Annotated in this window: 23 protein-coding genes; 4 read left to right on the plus strand and 19 right to left on the minus strand. The window is 46.1% G+C overall.

The window, feature by feature from the left end:
* Positions 1 to 5 precede the first annotated feature (5 nt).
* The 3 genes from KDN34_RS08320 to rmuC all read right to left on the minus strand — a co-directional run bounded on the left by KDN34_RS08320 (position 6) and on the right by rmuC (position 4,470).
* Complete coding sequence (locus KDN34_RS08320) at positions 6 to 911, minus strand: AAA family ATPase (RefSeq protein ID WP_212596387.1); 906 nt, start codon at positions 909 to 911, stop codon at positions 6 to 8.
* A gap of 110 nt (positions 912 to 1,021) precedes the next feature.
* Positions 1,022 to 2,920 (minus strand): transglycosylase SLT domain-containing protein, encoded by a 1,899-nt coding sequence (locus KDN34_RS08325; RefSeq protein ID WP_228730459.1) that lies wholly within the window; start codon positions 2,918 to 2,920, stop codon positions 1,022 to 1,024.
* Positions 2,921 to 2,985: 65 nt separating this feature from the next.
* Positions 2,986 to 4,470, minus strand: coding sequence for a DNA recombination protein RmuC (gene rmuC / locus KDN34_RS08330; RefSeq protein ID WP_212596389.1), 1,485 nt, complete (start codon positions 4,468 to 4,470; stop codon positions 2,986 to 2,988).
* 208 nt (positions 4,471 to 4,678) lie between these two features.
* Between rmuC and msrP the strand changes: the two genes are divergently transcribed.
* On the plus strand, positions 4,679 to 5,704 hold the full coding sequence (gene msrP, locus KDN34_RS08335) for a protein-methionine-sulfoxide reductase catalytic subunit MsrP (protein ID WP_212596390.1): 1,026 nt from the start codon (positions 4,679 to 4,681) through the stop codon (positions 5,702 to 5,704).
* Positions 5,704 to 6,300 carry a protein-methionine-sulfoxide reductase heme-binding subunit MsrQ gene (gene msrQ / locus KDN34_RS08340; protein WP_212596391.1) on the plus strand — a complete coding sequence of 199 codons (597 nt, stop codon included), beginning with the start codon at positions 5,704 to 5,706 and terminating at the stop codon, positions 6,298 to 6,300. The genes msrP and msrQ overlap by 1 nt, the downstream gene beginning before the upstream one ends.
* A gap of 3 nt (positions 6,301 to 6,303) precedes the next feature.
* Here the strand turns inward: msrQ and KDN34_RS08345 are convergent, their stop codons facing one another.
* The 3 genes from KDN34_RS08345 to KDN34_RS08355 form a co-directional block, all read right to left on the minus strand.
* Positions 6,304 to 7,620 (minus strand): diguanylate cyclase, encoded by a 1,317-nt coding sequence (locus KDN34_RS08345; protein ID WP_212596392.1) that lies wholly within the window; start codon positions 7,618 to 7,620, stop codon positions 6,304 to 6,306.
* A gap of 176 nt (positions 7,621 to 7,796) precedes the next feature.
* On the minus strand, positions 7,797 to 8,618 hold the full coding sequence (locus KDN34_RS08350) for an ABC transporter substrate-binding protein (RefSeq protein WP_212596393.1): 822 nt from the start codon (positions 8,616 to 8,618) through the stop codon (positions 7,797 to 7,799).
* Between the two features lie 279 nt (positions 8,619 to 8,897).
* Entirely contained in the window at positions 8,898 to 9,212 is a 315-nt protein-coding gene (locus KDN34_RS08355; protein ID WP_212596394.1) for a hypothetical protein, read from the minus strand.
* A 191-nt stretch (positions 9,213 to 9,403) separates the two neighbouring features.
* On the opposite strand from KDN34_RS08355, the gene KDN34_RS08360 reads away from it, so the two are divergent.
* Both KDN34_RS08360 and KDN34_RS08365 read left to right on the plus strand, forming a co-directional pair.
* Positions 9,404 to 9,898, plus strand: coding sequence for a putative 4-hydroxy-4-methyl-2-oxoglutarate aldolase (locus tag KDN34_RS08360; RefSeq protein WP_212596395.1), 495 nt, complete (start codon positions 9,404 to 9,406; stop codon positions 9,896 to 9,898).
* 35 nt (positions 9,899 to 9,933) lie between these two features.
* On the plus strand, positions 9,934 to 11,772 hold the full coding sequence (locus tag KDN34_RS08365; RefSeq protein WP_212596396.1) for an AsmA family protein: 1,839 nt from the start codon (positions 9,934 to 9,936) through the stop codon (positions 11,770 to 11,772).
* Between the two features lie 130 nt (positions 11,773 to 11,902).
* On the opposite strand, the gene KDN34_RS08370 is transcribed toward KDN34_RS08365, so the two are convergent.
* The 13 genes from KDN34_RS08370 to KDN34_RS08430 all read right to left on the minus strand — a co-directional run bounded on the left by KDN34_RS08370 (position 11,903) and on the right by KDN34_RS08430 (position 23,264).
* Positions 11,903 to 12,094 (minus strand): DUF2897 family protein, encoded by a 192-nt coding sequence (locus KDN34_RS08370; protein ID WP_212596397.1) that lies wholly within the window; start codon positions 12,092 to 12,094, stop codon positions 11,903 to 11,905.
* Positions 12,095 to 12,108: 14 nt separating this feature from the next.
* Positions 12,109 to 12,846, minus strand: a complete 738-nt coding sequence (gene kdsB / locus KDN34_RS08375; RefSeq protein WP_212596398.1) for a 3-deoxy-manno-octulosonate cytidylyltransferase — start codon at positions 12,844 to 12,846, stop codon at positions 12,109 to 12,111.
* Positions 12,847 to 12,917: 71 nt separating this feature from the next.
* Positions 12,918 to 13,988, minus strand: coding sequence for a 3-deoxy-alpha-D-manno-octulosonate 8-oxidase KdnB (kdnB, locus tag KDN34_RS08380; RefSeq protein ID WP_212596399.1), 1,071 nt, complete (start codon positions 13,986 to 13,988; stop codon positions 12,918 to 12,920).
* 20 nt (positions 13,989 to 14,008) lie between these two features.
* On the minus strand, positions 14,009 to 15,196 hold the full coding sequence (kdnA, locus tag KDN34_RS08385; RefSeq protein WP_212596400.1) for an 8-amino-3,8-dideoxy-alpha-D-manno-octulosonate transaminase KdnA: 1,188 nt from the start codon (positions 15,194 to 15,196) through the stop codon (positions 14,009 to 14,011).
* 268 nt (positions 15,197 to 15,464) lie between these two features.
* The gene (gene can / locus KDN34_RS08390; protein WP_212596401.1) at positions 15,465 to 16,091 is read right to left on the minus strand and encodes a carbonate dehydratase; all 627 of its coding nucleotides are present in this window, start codon (positions 16,089 to 16,091) and stop codon (positions 15,465 to 15,467) included.
* A gap of 122 nt (positions 16,092 to 16,213) precedes the next feature.
* On the minus strand, positions 16,214 to 16,930 hold the full coding sequence (locus tag KDN34_RS08395; RefSeq protein WP_228730460.1) for a M15 family metallopeptidase: 717 nt from the start codon (positions 16,928 to 16,930) through the stop codon (positions 16,214 to 16,216).
* Positions 16,924 to 18,054 carry a succinyl-diaminopimelate desuccinylase gene (gene dapE, locus KDN34_RS08400; protein WP_212596402.1) on the minus strand — a complete coding sequence of 377 codons (1,131 nt, stop codon included), beginning with the start codon at positions 18,052 to 18,054 and terminating at the stop codon, positions 16,924 to 16,926. Before dapE ends, KDN34_RS08395 begins: the two co-directional genes overlap by 7 nt.
* Positions 18,051 to 18,407: an arsenate reductase gene (locus KDN34_RS08405; protein ID WP_212596403.1), complete on the minus strand. Its 357-nt coding sequence runs from the start codon at positions 18,405 to 18,407 to the stop codon at positions 18,051 to 18,053. The genes dapE and KDN34_RS08405 overlap by 4 nt, the downstream gene beginning before the upstream one ends.
* A gap of 115 nt (positions 18,408 to 18,522) precedes the next feature.
* Positions 18,523 to 19,032 carry a PTS glucose transporter subunit IIA gene (gene crr / locus KDN34_RS08410; RefSeq protein WP_212596404.1) on the minus strand — a complete coding sequence of 170 codons (510 nt, stop codon included), beginning with the start codon at positions 19,030 to 19,032 and terminating at the stop codon, positions 18,523 to 18,525.
* Positions 19,033 to 19,123: 91 nt separating this feature from the next.
* Positions 19,124 to 20,833, minus strand: coding sequence for a phosphoenolpyruvate--protein phosphotransferase (gene ptsP, locus KDN34_RS08415; RefSeq protein WP_212596405.1), 1,710 nt, complete (start codon positions 20,831 to 20,833; stop codon positions 19,124 to 19,126).
* Between the two features lie 9 nt (positions 20,834 to 20,842).
* Positions 20,843 to 21,100 (minus strand): HPr family phosphocarrier protein, encoded by a 258-nt coding sequence (locus KDN34_RS08420; RefSeq protein ID WP_212596583.1) that lies wholly within the window; start codon positions 21,098 to 21,100, stop codon positions 20,843 to 20,845.
* 55 nt (positions 21,101 to 21,155) lie between these two features.
* The gene (locus KDN34_RS17490) at positions 21,156 to 21,356 is read right to left on the minus strand and encodes an ACT domain-containing protein (protein ID WP_324033600.1); all 201 of its coding nucleotides are present in this window, start codon (positions 21,354 to 21,356) and stop codon (positions 21,156 to 21,158) included.
* A 273-nt stretch (positions 21,357 to 21,629) separates the two neighbouring features.
* Positions 21,630 to 23,264: a methyl-accepting chemotaxis protein gene (locus KDN34_RS08430; RefSeq protein ID WP_212596406.1), complete on the minus strand. Its 1,635-nt coding sequence runs from the start codon at positions 23,262 to 23,264 to the stop codon at positions 21,630 to 21,632.
* Between the last annotated feature and the right edge of the window lie 211 nt (positions 23,265 to 23,475).

Genomic DNA, 23,475 nt, shown 5'->3' on the forward strand with positions numbered 1-23,475 from the left:
CGCAATTACCTGATAGGATTAATGGTGTTAAGCAGTCGTCGAGACAGTTGCTCTCCCTGTTGCTGGCTGGATTGCCGTAACCGGTGTTCAGCCACCGCCACAAATACCGCTTGTACATCCTCCGGTACCAGATACTGGCGGCCATGGATAAATGCCCAGGCTTTAGCCGCCGCCAGCAATGCTTTAGACGCACGAGGGGAAAGACCATAGCCTTCATTGAGTTCACGCGATCCTTCCACCAGCGCCAGTATGTAACTGAGCAATGCGTCAGATGCAGACACCTGATCGCATTGGCGTTGCAGTTGTGTCAGTTCCATGGCGCTGAGACATTGTGGTAAGTCGCCATGGTGGTCTTGACCACCTTTAAGCATTTTAAGTTCAGCGTCTGCGGATGGGTAACCGATGGATAAACGCATCATAAATCGATCCAGTTGCGATTCCGGTAACGGGAACGTGCCGGATTGTTCACTGGGGTTTTGTGTCGCCACCACAAAAAAGGGACGTGGTAACAAGTGGGTAATGCCATCGACCGTAATTTGCTGTTCCGCCATTGCTTCAAGTAACGCACTTTGGGTTTTGGGACTGGCACGGTTGATTTCATCAGCCAGGATCATTTGTCGGAAAATCGGCCCTTGATGAAATACAAATTCCGCTTGTTGCTTGTCGAAAATGGAGACCCCCAGGATATCGGCAGGCAGCATATCACTGGTGAACTGGATCCGTTGGTAACTGAGTCCGAGCGTTTGTGCCAGTGCCTGGGATAGGGTGGTTTTTCCCATCCCCGGCAGATCTTCAATCAGTAAATGTCCGCGGGCGAGAATACAGGCCAACGCCATGCGGATCACTCTCGGTTTACCAATCAGAACTTGCTGCAGTTGTTGTAGAACTTGTTCGATAACGCCTTGTTGCATAACATCCTCACTGAACGGCAGGTCTCAGTATTCAAGGTAATCGCTGTTCAACCAAGTGCCAAGCTTTTCAGCAGGTTAATTGCAATAAAGCCGCTATTAATGCTCCGGTATCAGTAACGATATTGTTTTTCAGCATTGCTGAAAAATGGTGGTGTCTGCTGCTGTTTCCTCTCGTAAATAGCCCGATAAGTAAACACTGCCTGCACATATTCTCGCGTTTCCTTAAAAGGCATTACCTCAACAAATGTCATTAAATCGAGTTTACCTTGGCTATCCTTTAGCCATTGCTTTACCCGGTATGGCCCAGCGTTATAAGCGGCGGTAGCGAGTATCCGATTACCATTAAAATCTTTGACTAACTGGCTGTAATAAGCACTACCCAGCGGAATATTAATTTCCGGCTGATATAAGCTTTTCACGCCTTGATAAGGAAGTTGATATTTCTTTGCTGTGAGCTCTGCGGTACTGGGCATCAACTGCATAAAACCCCGAGCACCTACGCCAGAGGTTGCATAAGTATTATAGGCACTTTCTCGGCGTGAGATTGCGCGCAATTCATTTACCGAAGTATTAAATTTTTTGCCAGCTTTATTAAAGCTTTCCTTTGCCGGGAAGGGGAAGCGCATCGTCATGTCATCCCATAGCTTGGCCGAAATACTGGCGTCTACTGCAAGCGCCTCCCAGCCTTGTTGTAACGCATACAAACCATATTGCGCCTGCATTTGCGGGTTATGACGTTGTAATAACATGATCCACTCTGGCTTGGCATCCAGCCATTTATCCATTGCCATCAATTCTTTTATTCGTGCAAGCCCAGGATCATCGGCTAAACGAGCTTGCAGATTGTCTTTATTGACGGTGGGATCATGGGCCAGGTTGAGCGGTTTCCCCAGCTCACTGGCAACAGCAAAACCATAGAAATTACGCTGGTCGGCAATTTTGTTATAAGCGACATCATCCAGCATGCCGAGACGATGTTGCCAATATTGCCAACGCGCATCGTGGCGCGCTTCATCGCTAAGTAACGGTATGAGCTTTTTGACCGTGTCAATGTCCTGATCGGCAAGCGCCCAGCGGATACGCCGTTCGGTCAGATCATCCGAGTGCAACTGTGGCAGCATAGTGTCGACGTTATCTTTCAGATCGTCTTCTCGTTTAAGCAGCGCATACCACACCAGATAACGGTTAAGTTTGTGCCTGTCGTCATCATTGAATCGACCGGCTTTCTGGTATTTTTCATACAACGAAAATGCTTGTTTGAGATCTTTCGTTGCCAATCGTTTCAAGCCAACGGCGACGATATCGGCATAAATGGGCGCTTTACCGTTAAACGAGCGGCTATGACGTAATGTGCGAGGATCGCGGTAGACATCCAGTAACAACTGAGCCTGTGTTTTATGACGAGTTATCTTCTGCGACAGAAAGGTAAGCAACCCGGTTTCAGCCTCGTCGAAACTCAACAGCATGCGCGACCAGATCAGTTCTTGGGTACGAAACCCGTCATGGGTCCACGCCCTTAGTAATGGATCGCAGCTTTTAGGCAGTGAATGGCCGGTTAACCAAAGATCCTCGGCACCTTTGTAGGCTTGCTTTTTATCGCCCAATGCCAATTTTGCGCGGTAGTAATAACATTGAAGCTCTGGTGCTCGTGGCAGGTCTGGTGAAATAATCAAAAAATCCTGCCAACGTTGGTCGTTTGCTGTCTGCAATAGATAGCGATGACGTGACATGTCATACAACGGAGAACTGGCAAATGGCTGGATTGCACGCAAGGCTTCTTTGCCATGCATTTTTAAAATCGCATCCAGATTTGCATTAAAGTCGAGATAGATAGCAAGTGGATAGTCGCTAAGCTGCTTACGCAGCTTTTGGTAGGTGTCTGTTTGATTATTTTTGAGTGCGTCTCTGGCATCCAGATAAAGTTGCCGTTGCTGTGAATAATCAATATCAGCAGCAACAGCCAAACAGGATGACAATAGCAGTAGTACGCTAACGCAAATTGTCAGCAAACTCCTTTTGCACCTGATCACAAACATTTCCCACTCCCTACCACATGGAATCGGTGATATTCACCTTAGGATTCATTTACCACTTTTTTCACAGCATCAAGGCGTTCAACAGTTTCATCATCTTCTGTGTCACTATTGAGGGCTTTATCCAGCAGTTTTTGATCGAGTTGTTTACTGGTTTCTGCACCCAACTGCTTAATCTGCTGTGCCTGCTGGATAAGATTACCGCGGCCTGAGGAAAATTTACTCATCGCCCCGCTGAAACATTTATCCGCACTGGAAATAGCGCGTCCGAGCTTATCCATATCCTCCAGGAATCCACAAAGTTTATCGTATATTTTCCCCGCCTGACGGGCGATTCTTTGTGCGTGCTGGTTCTGATATTCATAGCGCCAGATATTATTGATCGTTCTCAGCGCGACCAACAGATTTGTCGGGCTGACAAGCATAATATTATTTTCGAGGGCGTAGTTTACCAGTTGCGGATCCTGTTCTAAGGCCAGTAAGAACGCTGGCTCCAGCGGAATAAACATCAACACATAGTCGAGGCTTTTTAAGCCATGCAATTGTTGATAATCCTTTTGTCCCAAGCCTTTGATATGAGTGCGAATGGAGTTGACATGTTCTCTGGCGGCTAACTGCTTTTCTTCATCGGTATCAGCATTAAAATAACGTTCATAAGCCAGCAATGACATTTTGGAGTCAATGACGACATCTTTGCTATCGGGCAGATGCACAATCACGTCAGGTTTAAAGTGTTTGCCATTATCATTTTTAAGGTCCTGCTGGATCTCATATTCGTGCCCGGCGCGCAGTCCGCTCTCCGATAACACCCGTTCCAGGATCACTTCACCCCAATTGCCTTGTTGTTTATTGTCGCCTTTTAATGCACGAGTCAAATTAACGGCATCTTCACTCATGCGCTGGTTGAGGTGTTTCAGCTCTTCCAACTGATGTTTTAACGAATATCGCTCTGCTTGTTCCTTTGAATAAGATTCACTAATCTGTTGTCTGAATCCTTCAAGTTGCTGCTTTAATGGCGCAATAAAACCATCCATTTGCTGGGCATTCTGCGATTGCAATTTATGACTCTTGTCATCAAAAATTTTATTGGCAAGATTCTCAAATTGTACTTTTAACCGAGATTCACTGCTTTCTAACAAGGCCAGTTTATCGTTCAATGCTTGACGCTCTGCCTCGAAACGTGCGCTAAGCGTCTGTTGTACAGCATTGGATTTTGACAAGTTGAGCTGTGATTCCATCACCTTATGCTGAGCTTCTTTTAACTGCTGTTCCAGGAGTGGCACCCTTTCAGCATGGGCTTGAGCTTTACCCAGTACACTGATCTGTTGTTGTAATTGTTCCTGAGTGGATAGCAATTGTTGTGTTAGCTGTTGCAGTTGTGCCTGATACTGATTTTCTAATGCGTCTTGCGCCTGAGATCTGCCATGGCGCGACAACCAAAGCATGACTAGCGCAGTACAAAAGATAGCGACAAATAGCCAAATAACGGGAATTTGTGGGACCAGTAGTTCGTTGACCAAATCCATGGACCGATTCCTATAAAATGATAACTATTTACTAGGGTCGCATGGATAGGGGGCAGGCTTCAAGGCCTTGCTGCAATAGGGTTTCTTGGCTGCTTAAGGCTTGTACTTTGGCGTATGGTAAACGGTATTTACATGGTAGCGAATGCAACTGATTAGCGCTAAAGTTGTCAAACAGAATCAATACCAATGCATAAATATCGGATACGCCATGAACAGAAAATTCATCAGAGGCATCCGCCGCAAGCATCCTTGGGATATCGCCGAAAACGAGGTCACGCCTGAAGCGGTATTTCGCGATCGTCGGCGGATTACAGCGATGCTGGGACTGGGTGCGCTTAGTGCCAGTCTGCCAGGTTATGTGCAAGCCGGGATCTTCGATCTGTTTGGTGAAGATCAGCCATTATTTGCGACTCGGGCGTTAAACTTTACGGTAAATTCGCATTATCAGACCGCTGAACAGCAGACGCCATACGATAAAGTGATCCGGCATAATAACTTTTATGAATTTGGAACGGGTAAACAGGATCCATTTGAGAATGCACAAAAGCTAAAAGTTAACCCCTGGCAACTGAATATCGAGGGGCTGGTTGATAAACCGCTGACACTGGATTACGACGATTTGTATAAGTTAATCCCGCTGGAGCAGCGTATTTATCGCTTACGCTGTGTCGAAGCATGGTCTATGGTAATCCCTTGGGTAGGCTTTCCGTTAGCTGCACTATTGAAAAAAGTAGGGGTAAGTAGCAAAGCCTCTCATGTGGCATTTGAAACGCTGTTTGATCCTGAACAGATGCCCGGTCAACGTAATCCGTTAATGGGAGGGGGGATTCATTATCCTTATGTTGAAGGCTTGCGGCTTGATGAAGCGATGAATGAGCTGACGTTCCTGGCTGTAGGTTTGTATGATCAAACGTTATCGCCTCAGAGTGGCGCGCCTATCAGATTAGTTGTGCCCTGGAAATATGGCTTTAAGAGCATCAAGTCTGTTGTACGGATCCGTCTGGTAGATAAAGAACCGCCAAACAGCTGGCACCAACTCGTACCGCATGAGTATGGATTCTATGCCAATGTCAATCCTGAAGTAGATCATCCCCGCTGGTCTCAGGCGAGTGAACGACGTATCGCCGCTGGTGGGCTGTTCAACGCGAAACGTATAGCGACACTGCCTTTTAATGGCTATGGCGAGCAGGTGGCTGCGATGTATCAAGGAATGGATCTAAGGAAATACTTCTGATGTGGCGTATTTCTCGCCGAGCGTTATTTTGGGGAAAGGTGCTATTGCATGTCGCCGCTGCATTACCCATAGCACTATTGGTTCTGGCGGTTTACCGCGATGATGCCGGTGGCGATCCGGTGCAATACATCATCCATTTCTTAGGAAAGGGCGCGCTGAATCTTTTGCTGCTGACCTTATTGGTGTCACCTGTGGCCGCTTGGACCAAACAAGGAATGCTGGTGCAACTAAGGCGACCACTGGGTTTATGGACATTCTGCTACGCCTGTTTGCACTTGCTGGCATACATCAGTCTTGACCTGCTGTTCGCTTGGCAATTGCTGTTGCAGGAAGTCATTAAGCGTCCTTACATCGTGGTCGGAGCCTGTGCCTGGTTGATCCTTTTATCGTTAGCTTTAACCTCGTTTAAAGCCGCACAGCGGCGGATGGGTAAACGATGGCAGCAGCTGCACTATGGCATTTATCCCGCAGTACTGTTAGTGACGATACATTACTATTGGTCCGTTAAATCTGAAATCATTGAACCCAGTCTCTATATTTTGCTAGCGCTACTGTTGTTATCTTTTCGATTACGTAAATTTTCGCGAAAAGTATGAAGGTCATCTATGCACGGCATCGTGGGATGCTGATGTCGACGGCATTGTCGGGTGGCGTTGCTTTTTGGTTTCATACATGGCCGAATCTGCATGATTGAGTAATGCGGCGAGTGTGTGACCATCTGACGGATAAACGCTGATCCCGATGCTTAAGCCGACATCCAAGTGCTGCTCGTTCAGGGGAATTGCGACGCCAGTATTGCGAATTTTACTGGCAACTAATTCAATTTCTTCGTATTTATGCACAGGCTCCAGCCACACGATAAATTCATCACCGCCAAAACGGGCGATCATGTCAGATGCCCGCAAGCTATGTTGTAAACGTTTAGCGATTTCTTTCAGTACAGCGTCCCCCGCCGCATGACCAAGGCTATCATTAATTGGTTTAAACCGGTCTAAGTCGATGAACAACAGTGCCGCTTGTTGTTGCTGCCGTTTACATCTTTCAATGGCTAATTCAATTTGGACGTTGGCCGCTCCACGATTAAGGACACCGGTAAGATCATCATGTTCCGCCATATGCCGCAGTTTTTCCTGCTGGATCTGTAGCCGTTGAGTCTGATCTTCAACTTCCTTCTGCAGCTGATCGCGCTTGTGCGTGGCAGCCAATAATTCCTGTTTCATTCGATTAAACTCTTCGGCTACTTCTCCAAACTCCTCACCTTTTGGCATTTTGACTTTACTGAAAAGATCACCGGCCGCAAGGTCCTTGATCCCCTTTTTCAGGGTACTTAGATGCATTTTGAAACGGGCCAGTGTTTGCAACGAAAACAGCGTCACCAGAATAGCAATAAGTGACAGCAGGATGCCGTTGAAATACAGGTGTTGTACCTGCATGCGACGCGCCTTATTGACCACTTGGGTTTGTAATCGCAATAGATCTTCACTCATGGATTGGATAATAGCGCTGTATCTGGCGGTCAGTACCATCGTGCCATTAGCATCAACGGGTTGTTGATTAATGAAATTTTGACGGGAAAGATTAAGCAGCACGCCAATGTTATCTTCGTGACGTTTCAGGCTGTTCAACAATTTTAATTCGGTGCTATCCATGGGTAATGCTAAGGCTACATCAATGTGGTGGTGTAAATTCTCCAACGCTCTTGTGGTGTCGTTGATCGCCTTCTGATCTTGAAATTGCTGCAATAGCCAGAGATTGGAACGTAGCAGATCGACCCTTAGCTGAACTTCAGTGAGATGATTAATCAGTTCAAATGAACGGATCATCATCGTACGTTGATTGAGTAAGGCGATACCATGGGCCAAAGCCAATATCACGCACAACACCACCAGTAACTTTAACCGTTTAGATATTCTCATTCTTTACGTACCAGTGATTTGTGGATAACGCGATTAAGCGCTGATGGGTCAATATAGTTACGATAATCAGGGATGTTAGTGGTAGTCACTAACTGCGCTTCTATAGCCCAACGGGCCTGTGCTTGCAGATTACTTACGAGCGTATTGTCTAACGATAAACGAAATTGATAGTCTGGTCATAAGGCTGAAACCTCTGTTACAGGCACTTTGAGGTAGTCAGAGACAATCTGTTGCGATTGCTCAGGTTGTTCAATAATAAACTGAATCGCTTGATTTAGCGCTCTCAGTACCTGAATGTGTTGTTGCAGATTGGTCACAGTGCTATTGCGTAATGCCAAAAGATTAAATGACAGACTATAAATACCTTTGGTTTTGAACTGAAAAACCTGTGTGGGATATTGCTGTTGTAACTGAAAAGCAAAAGGTTCCCATACCGATATTGCGTCAACAGCACCGGCCATTAATGCGTCACCAATGTCATAAGGCGCAATATCCATGCGTTGTAATTGCTGTTGGGGATGTCCGGTCATAAGTAATATGGCATCCATAAAGTACTCACTGGCACTGCCTGATACGATTCCCACTTTATGAGAAAGTAAATCACCAGGTTGACGTATGCCGGACGATGCTTTAGCAATGATTTTTATATCATTATCAGATTCGGCAAAACTACTGATGATGCTAAAATCATTGCGTGCAAAGCTGTTAAACATCACCACCGTTTCCGAGCTTGTTGCCAGATCCGCATCGCCGCGTGTTAGCGCATTAAAACAGTCATAGCCACCTTTTATGGGCAGCAATTGCACGGTCAGTTGTTGCTCCCTGAAAAAGCCCATTCGTTCGGCAATAATCACCGGTGAAGAGAGTGGAGAGGTGGAAACCGCTATGCGTAACGGTTGCGTGGTAGGCAAAAGCACATAGGCAGGATTGGCAGAAACACCAATCCAAAGAAGCACACTGCCTAACACCAAAAACAGCAGCAAAAGGTACTTTTCCATTATTGATATGCCGACTTCCCAGAGATTAAGGGTAGTTAAGATCTTGGTTCTTATTGTGGTTTTAAGTCTAGCGTATGCTTCTGGTAACGCCAGTTTCCAATACGTTGTACTTAAAATTGATTAGTAGCGATTCTGTGGGAAAATGGTGAATAACAATGACGGCCCAATATTTTTCTAATATGAGCGGGTGAAAACAATATAATTTTAATATTGGTAGTGAAGATACAAAAGTCAAACAGTAGTTGTGGTTAATAGCAACTACCGTTTGGCTTTTATTTATTATTTTTGTAAGGTCGCCATATAATTGACAACCTCGTCATAACTCATATCGAGTTCTTTGGAGAGGTTTATTACTTTGGTTTTGAATGTTTGTACTTTTTCGTTCTTGAGTTGTTGATGTTGCATTTCATCAACGAGTTCATTAACTGCTTCCTGCAGTAACTGCATACGCTTAATACTATAATCCAATGACTTGAGATAACGAGTCATCTGTTGTTTGTTTCTCGCCTGTTCAAGATCCGTTGAATGCTTTTTTTCATATCCATATTCATCAAGCGCAGCTATCGCACTTTGCAGATCAAGCTCTTTGCTCATGTAATTCTCTTAATAGGGTAAACTTCAAAGAAACAGGGTGGAGTGCTACTTGATAAATTAGTGTAGCAAGCAAAGTGTATATTATTTTTCGCTATTATCTCAAGCACAATATATGAAGTTTATTATAACTTGAGCGCTATCAATAACACCGCTAATCTTAAAGTAAATTATTGTAAAAAGGCCCATAAATTATGTTGGATTTACTTCCGGATCTTTTCGACACATATCCTGAACAGATACAACTTTTATCACTGCCGTTGACGCAATATGGTGGTAAGCACGTTTTTTGGGGGGAAGTTGTCACCGTGTATTGTTTCGAGGACAACTCCATGGTGAAACAACTGCTGGCAAGACCGGGACAAGGGCGAGTATTAGTTGTTGATGGGGGTGGTTCGCTAGACAAAGCGCTGATGGGGGACTTGATCGGTCAAAGTGCCGCCGATAACGGTTGGGCTGGTGTCGTAATAAATGGCGCGATCCGCGATGCCGGAGCGTTGTCAACGATGCCAATAGGCATTAAGGCGCTCGGTACAAACCCTATAAAGACCGAACGTAAAGGGCTGGGCGATGTTAATTGCCCGTTAGTTTTCGGTAAGCAGACAGTTGCGCCAGGGATGTTTATTTATGCAGATGACAATGGTTTGGCCGTGAGTAATACGGCTTTGGATCTAAGTCTGTTAGGCTAGATGAATTGACTGGATGCAATCAAAAGGACTGAAAAATGAAAGCATTAAAGTGGATAATCGGCGTAGTGTTGCTGATTTTAGTGGGGTTTGTATTCTACTTGACGGTAGTCTTTGATCCGAATGATTTTAAGCCGCAAATCATTGCCGCTGTAGAAAAGCAAACTGGCAGAACCTTGGCCATTGATCAGGATTTAAGTTGGACCTTCTTTCCCACAATAGGCATTAAGGCCGGCGGTATATCACTCAGCAATCCAAAAAACTTCTCAGAAAAACAGATGGTTGCTGTTAATGAAATTGTCGCTAATGTCGATCTGTTACCCTTATTAAGCAAACAGGTAAAAATTTCACAACTGAAACTTGATGGTCTGCAGTTGAATTTGGAGACCACCAAAGATGGCCGAACCAGCTTTGAGGGGTTAATGGCCTCTGATGAAGGGCAAGGTGGCAAGACACCGGCTGACGCTTCAAGTCAGCGCGGAAATATTATGCTGGAAGGACTTAATATCGGTGGTATTGATATCAGTAACGCCCAGGTTAAATTGCTCGACAGCCAGCAAGCTACTGAAAATGTTTTTACGCTAGAATCGTTAACGGTAGGGGCTTTGGCTTTGGACAGTTTTGCACCAATTACATATAAATTTAACGGTAAGATGCCTGATATGACCGTGAGTAGTGAAGGGCAGGGACAGCTTAAAATTTCGAGTGATTTGAAACAGATATCCCTTAAAGATTTCACTATTCACAATAACCTTGCTGGGGTGAATCTTCCAAAAGGTGAGCTAAAAGCGGATCTGACGACCAATATTCAACTGAATACTGGCACACAAACAGTTGCCATGGTGCTGAATAAATTGGCATTGGCTGACATTAATGGTTCTGGTGAATTGAATCTTTCCTACGGAAGTAAAGTACCGCAAGTGAATGCGACATTGGCTTTAGGCACAGTTGACCTCGATAAGTTGATGCCAGCAGCAGAAGCCAATACGACTGAACAGCCAGCTGCTGCGACAAGTGTTGCAGCGACTTCAGTCGAGCCAGATTTGAATGGCATGAAAGCGGTTAATATGACCCTCAGGCTCACCATCGCTTCATTAAAAGCGGCCGGTGTGACTACCGATAACTGGGTTATCAATACCAAATTGCATAATGGACTCCTGGAGGTACAAAAACTAACGGCGGATCTTTATCAAGGCTCCCTAACTGCAAGTGCAAAAGTGGATGGTCGAAATAAGCTTGCGAGTTACAGCTTTGACAGTGAGCTGAAGCAAGTAAATTTGCGGCCTTTACTGAAAGATGCTGCGGACGTCGATATGTTGGCCGGCACCGCTAACATCAATGCCAAAGGCAGCGGGCGCAGTTTAATACCGGAGAACATTAAAAAGAATCTTGATGTCAGTGGTAATTTTAATATTGCGGATGGTGCGCTTTATGGCGTCAATATTCCATTAATGATCAGAAATGCGCAGGCAAAGCTCAAAGGTGATTTAAGTAGCCAGAGTGGTGAAGAAGAGAAAACCGATTTTACCAGTCTAACAGGTTCCTTTACGGTTAAAGACGGGCTCGCCAACAATCCTGATTTGCTAATGTCTTCTCCGTTAATTCGTCTATCTGGCGCCGGCGGGGCCAACCTGCTACAGGAGACCTTAGATTATCGGTTAAAGACTTCTTTGGTGAGCACCCTTAAAGGCCAGGGCGGCAAAACAACAGATCAGTTGGCTGGGGTAGAAATTCCCTTGTTGATCAGCGGTACATTCGCTAAACCCAAATATTCTTTAGATACTGATGCGTTGTTTAAAAATAAACTGAAGGACGAAACCGAAAAAGTTAAAGATAAATTGAAAGATAGCCTGTTGAAAAAACTCGGTGGCGGTTAATGGAGAACTAGCCGTCGCCATTGAAAGGTCAGGTTTAGAGCTAACTTTCTACCGGTATTGGATGTCGGCTGGGGTTGCAAAAGTTGTGAGTTATGAGATAGAAAAGCCCCCAATCATGGAGGCTTTTTTATTACTTTCGATGTTCTTCTTTGTCTGGTGGTTTTTGCGTTGAGTCTTGACTATCAGGCTTGTCGCTATCTTTCTGATGGGGTTGACCAAAAGGTGGCAATTTAAATTTTGCACTGTATTTCAATACCGCAATGTTGCTGAATACAACGCCTATTACCAGCAATATGATGAGCCAAACTTCCCAGCTAGACATGATAATAACCCGTATTAATCGACGGCTAATCGCTGTTCACAGCGTCGAATATCTTCCGGTGTATCGACTTCTGGCGAATCAAAGGCGCTGATGGCTATCTTGATCGGATGACCATATTCCAAGGCTCGCAATTGTTCGAGCTTTTCGAGACTCTCCAGTTTACCCATAGGTAACTTTGCAAAGGTTTCGACGAAACGACGAGTATATGCGTAAACGCCCAGATGTTTATATACCGGGTATTCCTTCACATCACGGCCGAATGGGATCCGTGCCCGAGAAAAATATAATGCAAAGTTATTGTTATCAAACACCATCTTAACGTGCTTAGGATCGTCTAGCTCACTTGGGTCGGTGATTTGATAGGCAAGGGTGGCCATTTCAAACTCACCTGGATGCAGTTTAAAAAGATCAACGATCTGCTCGATAGAAATGGGATCGATTAATGGCTGGTCACCCTGAAGGTTGACCACTAAATCGTCATCAGCAAGTCCAAGTTGTGCAATGGCATCATTAATGCGGTCTGTACCAGAAGCTGCATCAGGATCAGTCATTATCACCTGACCGTGAAAACTCTCTACAGCCTTTTTGATACGTTCGTCATCCGTTGCCACATAGATATTATCGATTCCTTTGGCCAGTAGTGCTCGTTCATAAACACGCTGGATCATCGGCTTGCCGTTAATCGGTGCCAGTGGCTTGCCAGCAAAGCGGCTAGAACCATAGCGTGCAGGGATTAACAGGGTAACTTTCATGGATATACCTATAAATAAATGTCAGGGTCCTTAACGGACCCTGACGAAGTTAAGAGTAACGATTACCAAGCTTAGATGCGACGGAATAGCTTGGTCAACATTTCATCGGTGACTTTTTCCTGCCAGCTATCACCGTATACGTTTGCCCACAATGGCCCCATGCTCTTGGTCACTTTTACCATGGCAGCAATGGTTTCATCTGGCAGGTCTTTACAGATGTTTTGCGGTAACTGAATGTTATGCTGTTTCATCATGCTGCGGAATTCTTCCATGTGAGATGGATAGAAATCGTCCAGTACGTTGAAGGCAATACAGTTACCAATACCGTGGTGGAAGCCTAAAACATAGGCCAGACCATAGGATACTGCGTGACAAGCACCCACCTGGCTGTAAGCAATGCTCATGCCGCCCATAAAGGATGCCATCATCAGTTTGTCATCTTTATTTGGATGACCTTCGATAAAGACTTCACGGCACAGATCTAACGATTTTTCAGCGTAAGCGCGAGAAAACTCATTAAGGAAGGTGCCTTCCAGCGATTCAATACAGTGGATCCAGCAATCCATACCAGTGTAGAACCATTGATCGGTTGGCACCCCGGCAATTAGTTCAGAGTCCATAATGATCTGATTGAACACCGTGTAATCTGAGTTCAGTCCCAGTTTACGTTCTGGGCCACACAGAACGGCAGTGCGAGAAGCTTCTGCACCAGTACCGGAAATGGTTGGAATACCAATATGATGTACAGCTGGGTTTTTGATCAGATCCCAACCCTGATATTTGGCTGAACCACCTTCGTTAGTTAGCATCAGAGACACAGCTTTGGCCAAGTCCATGGTCGCACCACCACCGATACCGACAACGCTCACTGGCAGTTTGGCAGAGAATTTCTGGACCTGCTCAGTCAAACCATCTACTTGCACAGTTGTGGGTTCGTCAGTGACATCTACCCATAACAGAATGTCTTGTGCTTTAAGCGGCAGACGGCTTTCTAAAGGTTTGCCCTGGTGTACGTTGTCCACAACGAAAACGACAAAATCGTCAGCGTGTTTGCGCTCGGCAGCCAGAACTTCGTCTAACTGAGCGAAAGAACCACGTCCGAAAATCATTTTAGGGACAACTTGGAAATTCTTAAATTTCATCGTTACCTGCTCCTGATAAATTATTGGGCAAACGCCTTTTTAATATTGGCAATGCGCTCGGCAATCTGTGCATCAGTCCAGGACAGTTTAATTGCCATGGAGATGGTCCGGCTCATGATGTCGTCGGATTTTGGCACAGATACTTTAGTGTAATCGGGCCGGTCTTTAATTAATGAGATCGGCAGGGCGGCAGCACTATGCATCTGCTGGATGTGCTGCCAGTTTTTCAGGTAGTGCCAGTTATTGACATACCAGTAGAAGCAACCGTCAACGCCATTGGCGGCCAGTTTTTTGCTGATTTCCTGAGTACGAGCTTCAGTTGGCAACATAAAGCTTAAAAAGCTGGCGTTATCGCCTTCAACATCAGGAATTTCGCGGAAAGTCACTTCGGCAATCTCGGCCATAGCATCTTTCAGTAATTTTTTATTTTTACGCTGGATATCAATGATGGTGTCCAGTTTGCGCAGCTGTGCCAGACCTAATGCAGCGTTCATTTCACTGATCCGGAAATTCAGGCCCATAATGGGATGAGTTTCAGCGCCGCGGTCATTTCCGATATGGTCATGACCATGATCGGAAAACATGTGGGCATTGTTATAGATATCATCGTTATTACTGATGACCGCACCGCCTTCACCGCAAGTGATGGTTTTTACAGAGTCAAAGGAATAACAACCAACATCGCCAATGGAACCTAGTGCTTGGCCGTGATAACTACCACCAATAGCTTGGCAAGCGTCTTCCAGCAGGATCAGGTTGTGCTTATCACAGATGGCTTTAATCTCATCAATCTTGCCCATGGAGCCACACATATGCACCAAGTTAACAGCTTTGGTACGGGGAGTAATGGCGGCTTCAATTCCTTCTGGTGACAAACACAGGGTTTCGTCAATTTCGGCAAATACTGGTATCGCACCGGCAATAGCGATCGCTTCGACAGAGGCCACAAAAGTGAATGGGGGAACAATGACTTCATCACCAGCACCAATACCCGCAGCATTTAAGGCAGTTTGCAGAGCAGCAGTACCGCTGGATAACAGATGTGCATGTTTAACGCCCATTTTTTCACACAGCAACTGCTCCATATCGCGGGTCTTCCAGCGACCATGACGCATCTGGTCAAAGTTGTAACGGAAGGTAAAACCATGTTCCATTACGTCTGCCACTTCCTGCTTTTCTTCAGGACCGAATAATTCAAAACCGGGCATGGGAAGTTATCTCCTAGGATATAAATTGTGCTCTTGGAATTGCCAGTGCTGACATGGGAGCCGGATTTTCGGACGGAGCCTTTTGGCGGCGGGCGGAAATGCCGGGGTGACCACTAAGAGCACCCGTTTAGATTGGCGAATTATACCGGCCACAACTTCAGACTGCGATGTTTTATTGAGGAAAATTCCGATCAGCTGCGTAAATAAACAGCAATATCCAAGACTGTTAAGTTAAAAGTAAGGGGACTAGCGTCCCCCATCACTTATGTTATTTTTTTGTGGCGTGTTCTGCTCGCCACAGTTCACCATCGCTAGTGACATCCAAATCGGTGATCAGACCGTTTTCAATGCTGTATAACCAACCATGTACCGCGAGTTCCTGACCGCGTTCCCAGGCATCTTGTACGATGGTTGTCCCCACAACGTTCGCTACCTGCTCAATGACATTTAGCTCACACAGACGATCATATTTTGCCTGACCTTCAAGGGCATCGAGTTCTTGTTGGTGTAACCGGTAGATATCACGAATGTGTCCGAGCCAGTTATCAATTAACCCGCGGCGTTCAGGCGATATCGCCGCTTTAACGCCACCACAGCCGTAATGGCCAACCACCATAATATGTTTCACTTTCAGAACATCGACAGCATATTGGATAACAGACAAACAGTTGAGATCGGTATGGATCACCAAGTTGGCGATATTACGATGCACAAATACTTCGCCAGGCATTAAGTCAATGATTTGATTTGAGGGAACGCGGCTATCGGCGCAGCCTATCCACAAATACTCTGGAGTCTGCTGTTTGGCCAGCGTCTCAAAGAAATGTGGATTTTCATTATTGATACGTTCTGCCCAGCGACGGTTATTGTCAAACAGCGGTTTAAGTAATCTCATTGGTATTATTAGCTCTTTGTAGAGGGCAAGGGCGAGCTGTCCTTGATAATTAGTGATATTAACAGAAGCATCGGCGACGCTGGTCGATCCATTGGTACATCGGACAGTCTAATGGCATGAGTTTAACGGGTAATTTGTGCAGCATCCGGTACCGGTGCAACAGTTTGCACATAATAGCGGACTAATTCAGCTAGTTGCTCAAGAATAGCAGGCTTCAGACTGATCTCTTGCTGAATCAGTATTGCAGCCAACTGCCTAACATCGTATGCCCGCAACATTTCGTTAGCGATTGGGTAGTAACTGTAATGCCACAATTCGGCACTGGTACCACTCAATGCAGCTTGAAATGGACGGTAAAAACCAAAAATAGCCGCGTGCTGATCAAGCCATTGGTGCATGGTATGACAAGGTCCACCCGGCTGATATTCGTCATTGATGAGTTGTAGCTTATCGCGCGTTAATGCCTGAGAATCAAACAGATCGATATCGGTTCCCCAGTGATGACGCGAGGTGCCGGGCAGCGCTGACCATAACAGCAGGGTTTGTAGCAGTTCTTGATCGCTCAGGGTTTCAATATGCATTATCGGCTTGGAGTGCACATCTAACAAGGGGCGTTGGCCGCTGGCCTTGGCATTCCAAATTTGTCGTTGTCGTTCAAAACTCCGGTGGGCAGAACAGATATCGACTGTTATACCGTCAGCGGCTGCGGCTTGTTGTAATTTTTGTAAGGCAGCGGCAGCTTGTGGTTCCATTAAAAATCGCCGTTGGTCATGACTCTGCACCATTATCAGTCCCGAGTCATCAAGGCCATACAGGCGATTTTTAGGAAATATCAGCACAATAATTTTTCCAGTATCCGTTGGTAACACTGGGCCAGAAGTTCAAGATCTGCGACACTGACGCATTCATTCACTTTATGAATGGTGGCGTTAACCGGACCTAGCTCAATCACTTGGGCTCCGGTAGGCGCAATAAAGCGCCCGTCAGAAGTACCACCGGAGGTTTGTGCATCGGTTTGTAAACCGGTGGTTTCCAGAATGGCAGCTTGAGTGGCCTCAAGCAACGGACCTTCACCGGTCAGGAAGGGTAATCCGTTGTATATCCAACCGATGTCATAATCCAGCCCATGGACATCGAGGATATGTTGTACTTTGGCAATTAGCTCATCAGCGGTCACTTCTGTGGAATAGCGGAAATTAAACATCACCTGTAATTCTCCAGGGATCACATTAGATGCACCGGTGCCGCCGTTGATATTGGCAATCTGAAAACTGGTTGGTGGGAAAAAAGCATTGCCATTATCCCATTGGGTTGCAGCAAGTTCTGCAAGCGCAGGGGCTGCTTTATGAATGGGGTTATCGGCCAGGTGAGGGTAGGCGACATGGCCTTGAATACCTTTCACTGTGAGATTCCCAGTTAAACTGCCGCGGCGACCATTTTTGACAATATCGCCAAGCTTATGCGTGCTGGAAGGCTCTCCCACTAAAGCCCAGGTGATTTTTTCATTACGGGCTTCCAGCGTATCGATAACACGCGTGGTCCCGTTGATGAACGGGCCTTCTTCATCGCTGGTAATCAGGTAGGCGATTGAGCCTTTGTGATCTGGATGCTCAGCCACAAATCGTTCGGTGGCGACAATCATAGCTGCCAGCGAGCCTTTCATATCGGCCGCACCACGACCATGCAGATATCCATCAATGACCACCGGGTCGAACGGTAGTGTGTGCCAACGATTGACATCACCAACAGGCACCACATCAGTATGACCGGCAAAACAAAACACGGGACTTTCTGTGCCGCGACGTGACCATAAATTCGTGGTGTCCTCAAACACCATCGACTCATTCATAAAGCCGAGTTTATCCAAACGCTCCGCCAATAATTGCTGGCACCCTTCATCTAAAGGCGTGACCGATGGCCGCGCTATCAGCTGTTGCGCCAGTAACAACACATCATTACTCATAAACCGAACCACTCCCGATATGCAACTTCATTGAAACCTGCCATGACTTTATCACCTTGTTGTAATACCGGGCGTTTGATTAGCGTAGTATTTGCCAGCATAAGTTGTTTAGCTTTTGCCGCAGTTAAGTCTTGTTTGTCCAACTCAGACAACGCTCGGAAACTGGTGGAACGCTTATTCAGTAACGCTTCCCAGCCGATAGCGGCAATCCAACTGTCGATGGTCGCTTCTGGCAGTGGTTGCTCTCGGTAATCAAAAAATTTTACTTGCTGATGGTTGGCATCAAGCCATGTAACGGCTTTTTTTACCGTGTCGCATATCTTAGGTGATATGCCATAAAGCGTGGATGTCATAATGAGCCAAAGATTCTGAATGGCGGACTATTGCCGATGAGTATAAAAAATTGTGATGCTGTTCACCAGACTGACTACACCGAAAAACCATTCAGGTTACGGCATATGTCTGGAGTCAGAGTTCCACGGTGAAGATAACGTCTTTTCCGGCAGTTACCGGACCTTGACGTTTTTCCATAAAACGGATGTCTTCCATGTTGGCTAACACCACAGGCGTCAGCAGGCTGCTGACCTGGCCTTGTAAATAATCTAGGTCAAATTCAAGAATATGATCGCCAGCTTTGACCTGTTGCCCTTCCTGTGCCAAGCGTTTAAAGCCTTTACCACGTAGTTCAATAGTACCAACGCCAAAGTGCACAAATAACTCTAACCCCTGCGGGGATTCAATGCTAAATGCATGATTGGTTTCGAAAATTTTACCAACAGTACCATCTATTGGTGCCAACATATATTGGCCTGCTGGTGAAATAGCGACACCGTCACCAACAATTTTCTCGGAAAACACCACATCGGGAACTTTTTCTATAGGGACTATTTCACCAGAAATAGGGGCATAGACTTTAATACCGCCTTCAATGTTGGGTTGACCTGATACCAGGCGCCGAATACGGCTTAAAAATCCCATGGATTAATTGTCCTTAGTAAGGGTTATGGCTGTCATTGCTTCCTGTGCCACCATTCTCAGGAAGATATAACCTTAGCATACTGAATTATTTCTATATTTGACAACCGGATAACAGTGTTTCGAGTTCAGAAATTCGCTGACATTGCAGTGCATTGTCTGCCAATTGCTTAAAGTCACTAAATCGCCCCTGGCAAATGGCGGCCTTAATCTCGGCGATCGCGGCGGCATTGGCACTCAATTCATCAAATCCCATGCCCATCAACAGCGGGGCAATACAGGGATCGCTTGCCAATTCTCCACATAACGATGTGGTGACGCCAACGGCTTTAGCTGTGTGCAGTGTCTGCGATATCAATTGTAATACCGCTGGGCAAAAAGCGGGATAACTGGCAGTTAATTGCGGATTACCGCGATCTGCTGCCAAGGTGTATTGCGCTAAATCATTGGTGCCAATGCTGATAAAACTCAGTCTGGGTAACATTGCTTTAAGATTGATCACTGCTGCGGGGGTCTCCACCACAATACCGTACTCGGGCTCGGCAAAAGCTTTTTGCTCCAATAGGAGTTGCTGGCGGCAGATTTCGATTTCAGTAAACAGTTCATCTAATTCTTCGGGTTGACTGACCATAGGAAACATTAATCGCACGTTACCAAATGCCGCCGCGCGTAATACAGCACGTAGTTGGGTGTGCAGCACATCTTTATGGTGCAGTGTATAACGTAATCCACGTACTCCCAGCGCTGGGTTTTCTTCGGCAGATTGGGGATTGATACAGGAAAATTCCTTATCTGCACCCACATCCAAGGTTCTGATGGTCAGACATTGACCTGCGAGCAGTTGTAATGCTTCACAGTACAAATTGAACTGCTCTTTTTCATCGGGCATGGCGACGGCATCCATGAGCATGAATTCTGTACGGAACAGGCCAATACCATCAGCACCAGATTGCGGTAATCTGGCGATGTCATTCAAATTGCCAACGTTAGCCATTAGCTTGAGACTGTGGCCATCAACCGTAGTGCAGGGGACATCGCGATAGCGTTCAAGCGCGCCACGGCGGAGTTGATCCTCAGCTAACTGCTGTTGCAGTGTCGAAAATTGTTGTTGATTAGGTTCAACGTATAAACGTCCTTGGTAGCCATCAAGGAACAACTGCGTGCCGTTCTGAATATTGGCGATATCGAAGTCACAGGAAAGTAACGCGGGTATCCCCGCGGCTCGCGCCAAAATGGCGGTGTGACTGGTAATGCCACCCGTTTTCAGAACGATGCCTTTGATGTATGCCTGGGGTAATAACGCAAATTCTGCAGGTGTCAGATCTTCAGCAAGCAAGATACTGTCTTCTTGCAGTTGCTGTAGTCGCTCCCCACCCGCACCATTGATAGTGCCAATCAGTCGCTTAGACAAACACAATACATCCTGGGCGCGGCGGCTAAGATATGGGTCATCGAGGGCTTCCATCTCGCTGGCTTGATGGAAGAATACACGTTGTACCGCCGCCCCGGCGGATAACTGTAATGTATTGATTGAACTACTAATCTGACTGGTTAATTCAGTATCTTCCAGTAGCAGCAAGTCGGCCTCTACCAGTTGGTAGTTAGCGCTGCCGGGTTCGAGGGAGGAAAGACTGCTTTTGAGCTGTCGGCACAGCTTATTAATGGCACGGGTTGCCTTGGCTTTTTCGGACGGGATACTGGACAGCGGTAACAGGCGATAATCAAGACTGTTATCAAACGGCTCAAACAGAATGGCCTTACCTTGGGCAATTCCGGAGGATACCGCGATTCCTTTCATGTCCATTTGCCGTCCTTAATTTAGCGTCATTAACAACTCGGCGATTCGATCAACTGCTTGCTCAGCTTGGGCACCCTGAGCATAAATCCGCACCTGCATACCATGATATAAACCTAACGTCTGCAATTTAAACAGACTTTTGGCACTGGCTTGCTTACCTTGGCATTCCACAATGACATCGCACAAAAATTGTTTGGCTTCCTTTACCAATAACGCTGCCGGTCGGGTATGAATGCCATGAGGCGCAGTAATGGTAACGGTTTTCTCATACATAGACTTCAGACTCATGTTTAAAATTTCGCCGTTATCAGGCGTTAGCATGCCGCAGTTAGCGGTCATATTCAATGACCTTATAGCCTTTACTGCGGAGTGCTTGTAGCGCGGCGTCCAGCTTATCCCATTTCAGCAAAATATAGTCAGTATCAAATGTCGAAATTGCGAAAATACTGACATGAGCATTCGCTAGGGTTGTGACCACGTTAGCATGGATGCCGGTTGCCGAATAAACTGATGCACCAACTATCTCAATGCAACGCCAGTTAGTGTCATTCTCAGGACTATCGAGTGTTAACTTAGCGTCGACCTCTACCGCTAACTCCTCGCGGGTTTTCGCGAGGAATAATGCTGTTGAGCGAACACTTCCGGCGGAACAACGGGTCCTGCGGCAAAACTGTGGACGCTATAAAGTATGGGATGTATAGCCAGTGTCGGGCGCAAAAAGCGGGTTCCTCAGGGGCATCGAATATCTAGGTATAAACTTCATTACGGTAAACGACACCCCTGTACATCCCCATCATAACGTTCAGGTTTTAAACTGTCCAAGTGCTAATGCCATCTGCTGGCTAATGTCACCCATGTCGGTTGCGGCCTGACGGTTGCTGATATTGGCTTGTACTGAGACTTCAGTCTGCTCTGAAATATTGCTGACATTGCGATTTATTTCTTCAGTGACCAGTGATTGTTCCTCTGTCGCACTCGCCAATTGGGTATTCATATCCGAAATCGCTGCAACCAGTTGCAGAATTTTTTCCATCGCAGCATCTGCATGTTGGGCATTCTGCTGCAGTTCTTCTGACTCAGTTTGCGTGATTTGATTACTCTTCATCACGTTGTTCACGCCGGTTTGGATCTCAGCAATGATAGTGTTAATTTCATTGGTGGACTGCTGGGTTCGCGTTGCAAGGGCTCGAACTTCGTCGGCGACGACAGCAAACCCGCGGCCGTGCTCGCCGGCGCGGGCAGCTTCAATGGCTGCATTTAATGCCAGTAAATTGGTTTGATCGGCAATAGAACGGATGACTTCGAGGATGCTGCCAATCTTTTCAGAAGCATGTCCGAGCGACATCGTTAAATTGGCGGAAGATTGCAGTTCATTGACCAGGGTCTGGCAACCTTGAAGCGTACTTTCCATGGTCTGTTTACCCTGTAACGCCTGCTGTTTGACACTCGTCGCTGAATCTGCCGCCTGTTGTGTATTACTTGCCATCTCTTTTGTGGTGCTTAGCATCTGATTGATGGCGGTTGCGACATTGGCGATTTCTTTATGAATATGATCCGCACTCTGATTTGATTCCTGTACAGCATTCAGTAGCTGTCCCGCATCGACATTGAGATTTTCCCCCAGCGGCTTCATCTGCTCAAGGGCATTGGCGATTTTGGCAACAAACTCATTAAAGGCATCCGCCAGCAGTGATACTTCATCCTTCCCTGGGCTGTTGAGTCTTTTTCTCAGATCCCCGTCACCTTGAGCAATATCTTTCATGGCGTTTATTGCTTCATTAATCGGTGTAGTGATCGACTTATTGAGCACCAGAAAGAATCCAAAAATCGGCAGCGAAATGATCAACATGATCACCAGATAGTGCAGCGATACCGTGACCATAGTGTCATTGATATCACTGACGTAGGTGCCGGTCAGCACAGTCCAGTCCCAGGTTTTATCGTAGCGCGCTTCAGTAAGCTTTTTTTCTTCCTGTCCGGAAGCTGGGTTGCGGTAGTTATAGGTAACGGTGGCCTTAGCGTTGGCTTTAGCATTGCTGATAAGCGCTGCAAACGGGCGATCGCCATCCGCCGTTTTCAGTTCCGAAATGTGGGTTCCTACCAGATTGGGATATTGACTGTCTGACAAGATATCGCCATTACTGCCTATGACGATGTAATAACCGTCTTTACCAAACCGCATGCCATCAAACAGGTGAATGGCCTGTTGTTGTGCTGCCTGCTGCGACATATTCGCCATACTGGCCTGTAGCCTGCTGGCTTCAAGAATTGATAACGCCGAATTTAACAAAGCGTCGTTTTGCGCCCATTTTTGGGTGATGAGATTGCTATATTGTTCTTTGATAGAGAAGCTGGCGAAACACAAGGTTCCGATAGCGGCCATCACTAACATCAGAATCAATCTTTGCAAAATGGTCAATTGCCGCAGCAGATTCATCGATGTGGTCCTTTTTATTATATTTCTATAAGTTGCGACGAATATACCGCATAGTTTCAGGCTTTAAAAAGGAATTTAACAAGTGGTATTTCAATAGGTGATCCTGCTCATTTTTCGGCCATAAACGTGCCCTAATGAGCAAATTGCTTTGCCTTTGTCAAAGGTCGCAGCTTAGAATGCAATCTATAAACATAATTAGTTGTTTTATAAT

The sequence above is a fragment of the Shewanella yunxiaonensis genome, from assembly GCF_018223345.1.
Taxonomy (GTDB): Bacteria; Pseudomonadota; Gammaproteobacteria; order Enterobacterales; family Shewanellaceae; genus Shewanella; species Shewanella yunxiaonensis.

What these genes read in the sequence shown, in the direction of transcription:
- KDN34_RS08405 (WP_212596403.1), bottom strand. Translation starts at nt 18,407, where the DNA reads ATGACATCCACGCTTTATGGCATATCACCTAAGATATGCGACACGGTA.
- kdsB (WP_212596398.1), bottom strand. Translation starts at nt 12,846, where the DNA reads ATGAAAGTTACCCTGTTAATCCCTGCACGCTATGGTTCTAGCCGCTTT.
- dapE (WP_212596402.1), bottom strand. Translation starts at nt 18,054, where the DNA reads ATGAGTAATGATGTGTTGTTACTGGCGCAACAGCTGATAGCGCGGCCA.
- kdnB (WP_212596399.1), bottom strand. Translation starts at nt 13,988, where the DNA reads ATGAAATTTAAGAATTTCCAAGTTGTCCCTAAAATGATTTTCGGACGT.
- KDN34_RS08360 (WP_212596395.1), top strand. Translation starts at nt 9,404, where the DNA reads ATGTTGGATTTACTTCCGGATCTTTTCGACACATATCCTGAACAGATA.
- KDN34_RS08320 (WP_212596387.1), bottom strand. Translation starts at nt 911, where the DNA reads ATGCAACAAGGCGTTATCGAACAAGTTCTACAACAACTGCAGCAAGTT.
- KDN34_RS08350 (WP_212596393.1), bottom strand. Translation starts at nt 8,618, where the DNA reads ATGGAAAAGTACCTTTTGCTGCTGTTTTTGGTGTTAGGCAGTGTGCTT.
- KDN34_RS08370 (WP_212596397.1), bottom strand. Translation starts at nt 12,094, where the DNA reads ATGTCTAGCTGGGAAGTTTGGCTCATCATATTGCTGGTAATAGGCGTT.
- KDN34_RS08430 (WP_212596406.1), bottom strand. Translation starts at nt 23,264, where the DNA reads ATGAATCTGCTGCGGCAATTGACCATTTTGCAAAGATTGATTCTGATG.
- ptsP (WP_212596405.1), bottom strand. Translation starts at nt 20,833, where the DNA reads ATGGACATGAAAGGAATCGCGGTATCCTCCGGAATTGCCCAAGGTAAG.
- KDN34_RS08365 (WP_212596396.1), top strand. Translation starts at nt 9,934, where the DNA reads ATGAAAGCATTAAAGTGGATAATCGGCGTAGTGTTGCTGATTTTAGTG.
- kdnA (WP_212596400.1), bottom strand. Translation starts at nt 15,196, where the DNA reads ATGCCCGGTTTTGAATTATTCGGTCCTGAAGAAAAGCAGGAAGTGGCA.
- crr (WP_212596404.1), bottom strand. Translation starts at nt 19,032, where the DNA reads ATGGGATTTTTAAGCCGTATTCGGCGCCTGGTATCAGGTCAACCCAAC.
- msrQ (WP_212596391.1), top strand. Translation starts at nt 5,704, where the DNA reads ATGTGGCGTATTTCTCGCCGAGCGTTATTTTGGGGAAAGGTGCTATTG.
- rmuC (WP_212596389.1), bottom strand. Translation starts at nt 4,470, where the DNA reads ATGGATTTGGTCAACGAACTACTGGTCCCACAAATTCCCGTTATTTGG.
- KDN34_RS08420 (WP_212596583.1), bottom strand. Translation starts at nt 21,100, where the DNA reads ATGTATGAGAAAACCGTTACCATTACTGCGCCTCATGGCATTCATACC.
- can (WP_212596401.1), bottom strand. Translation starts at nt 16,091, where the DNA reads ATGAGATTACTTAAACCGCTGTTTGACAATAACCGTCGCTGGGCAGAA.
- msrP (WP_212596390.1), top strand. Translation starts at nt 4,679, where the DNA reads ATGAACAGAAAATTCATCAGAGGCATCCGCCGCAAGCATCCTTGGGAT.
- KDN34_RS08345 (WP_212596392.1), bottom strand. Translation starts at nt 7,620, where the DNA reads ATGAGAATATCTAAACGGTTAAAGTTACTGGTGGTGTTGTGCGTGATA.
- KDN34_RS08355 (WP_212596394.1), bottom strand. Translation starts at nt 9,212, where the DNA reads ATGAGCAAAGAGCTTGATCTGCAAAGTGCGATAGCTGCGCTTGATGAA.